The organism is Cellvibrio sp. GW822-FHT04B05, assembly GCF_058800985.1.
Map to the genome: position 1 here is coordinate 2,501 of NZ_JBXAMU010000008.1, position 2,500 is coordinate 5,000.

General features: G+C 50.8%; 1 tRNA gene and 1 rRNA gene (1 of these 2 only partly in view). Both read left to right on the top strand.

Features of this window, described 5'->3' with window-relative positions:
* The first annotated feature begins 7 nt into the window (after window positions 1–7).
* Window positions 8–83 (top strand) — tRNA-Ala (locus tag AC1RJL_RS19750).
* A 287-nt stretch (window positions 84–370) separates the two neighbouring features.
* A 23S ribosomal RNA gene (locus AC1RJL_RS19755) occupies window positions 371–2,500 on the top strand; it runs 758 nt beyond the window's last position.

The window sequence follows — 2,500 nt, forward strand, 5'->3', positions numbered from 1 at the left end:
TTAGCATGGGGCTATAGCTCAGCTGGGAGAGCGCCTGCCTTGCACGCAGGAGGTCAACGGTTCGATCCCGTTTAGCTCCACCAATTCGCTTTTATTGATTGAAGAAGTCAGTCAATTAACGTCTGGTTTTTTAGGCTCTACACCGATCTTTGAAAAGGAATCGGGCAGTGTCTAAAAAGAAAGAAGTTAACTGACTGGTTTTTACGCCAGATGCTCTTTAACAAGGTGGAATGTAAAGTAATAAATTGCTGATTTATGGATGTCTTGTGTATCTCTACACAAAAGTCCGGCGAATCATACTCATGCGATGCGCTTATTATCGTGAGCGTATCAATGTTGTAAATCGTTAAAGCAGTCGCTTGTGTTATATGGTCAAGCGACTAAGCGCACACGGTGGATGCCTAGGCAGTTGGAGGCGATGAAAGACGTAGGAGCCTGCGATAAGCTCGGGGGAGCTGGCAAACAAGCTGTGATCCCGAGATCTCTGAATGGGGGAACCCACTTACTTTTAGTAAGTATCCTGCAGTGAATCCATAGCTGCTGGAAGCGAACCCGGGGAACTGAAACATCTAAGTACCCGGAGGAAAAGAAATCAACCGAGATTCCCTCAGTAGCGGCGAGCGAAAGGGGACCAGCCCTTAAGTGGCTTTGGTATTAGTGGAAGGCTCTGGAAAGTGCCGCGATACAGGGTGATAGCCCCGTACACGAAAATGCCTTAGTCATGAAAACGAGTAGGACGGGACACGTGATATCCTGTCTGAATATGGGGGGACCATCCTCCAAGGCTAAATACTCCCAACTGACCGATAGTGAACCAGTACCGTGAGGGAAAGGCGAAAAGAACCCCTGTGAGGGGAGTGAAATAGATCCTGAAACCGTGTGCGTACAAGCAGTAGGAGCAGACTTGTTCTGTGACTGCGTACCTTTTGTATAATGGGTCAGCGACTTATTGTCAGTGGCAAGGTTAACCGTATAGGGGAGCCGTAGCGAAAGCGAGTCTTAATAGGGCGTCCAGTCGCTGGCAATAGACCCGAAACCCGGCGATCTATCCATGTGCAGGTTGAAGGTTGGGTAACACTAACTGGAGGACCGAACCCACAAATGTTGAAAAATTTGGGGATGACGTGTGGATAGGGGTGAAAGGCTAATCAAGCCGGGAGATATCTGGTTCTCCCCGAAAGCTATTTAGGTAGCGCGTCATGTCTCACCCGCGGGGGTAGAGCACTGTTTGGGCTAGGGGGTCATCCCGACTTACCAACCCCATGCAAACTACGAATACCGCGGAGTGCAATCATGGCAGACAGACAGCGGGTGCTAACGTCCGTTGTCAAGAGGGCAACAACCCAGACCGCCAGCTAAGGTCCCCAATGTTAGTTAAGTGGGAAACGATGTGGGAAGGCTTAGACAGCTAGGAGGTTGGCTTAGAAGCAGCCACCCTTTAAAGAAAGCGTAATAGCTCACTAGTCGAGTCGGCCTGCGCGGAAGATGTAACGGGGCTAAAACTAGCAACCGAAGCTGCGGCTGCATACATTGTATGTGGGGTAGGGGAGCGTTCTGTAAGCCGTCGAAGGTGTGTTGAGAAGCATGCTGGAGGTATCAGAAGTGCGAATGCTGACATGAGTAACGATAAGGGGAGTGAAAAACTCCCCCGCCGGAAGATCAAGGGTTCCTGTCCAACGCTAATCGGGACAGGGTTAGTCGGCCCCTAAGGCGAGGCGGAAACGCGTAGTCGATGGGAAACAGGTTAATATTCCTGTACCTCTTTTTACTGCGATGGGGGGACGGAGAAGGCTAGAGCAGCACGGCGTTGGTTGTCCGTGTTTAAGGTCGTAGGCTGGTGTCTTAGGTAAATCCGGGATACTAAGGCTGAGAACTGATGACGAGTGTTCCTCGGAACGCGAAGTGCTTGATGCCATGCTTCCAAGAAAAGCCTCTAAGCTTCAGGTAAAAAGAGACCGTACTCCAAACCGACACAGGTGATCAGGTAGAGAATACCAAGGCGCTTGAGAGAACTCGGGTGAAGGAACTAGGCAAAATGGCACCGTAACTTCGGGAGAAGGTGCACTGCTGATGGTGAAGGGCTTGCCCCGTAAGCTATTGGCAGTCGAAGATACCAGGCCCCTGCAACTGTTTATTAAAAACACAGCACTCTGCAAACACGTAAGTGGACGTATAGGGTGTGACGCCTGCCCGGTGCCGGAAGGTTAATTGATGGGGTTAGCGCAAGCGAAGCTCTTGATCGAAGCCCCGGTAAACGGCGGCCGTAACTATAACGGTCCTAAGGTAGCGAAATTCCTTGTCGGGTAAGTTCCGACCTGCACGAATGGCGTAATGATGGGGGCGCTGTCTCCACCCGAGACTCAGTGAAATTGAAATCGCGGTTAAGATGCCGTGTACCCGCGGCTAGACGGAAAGACCCCGTGAACCTTTACTATAGCTTTGCACTGAACTTTGAACCTATCTGTGTAGGATAGGTGGGAGGCTTTGAAGTCGAGACGCC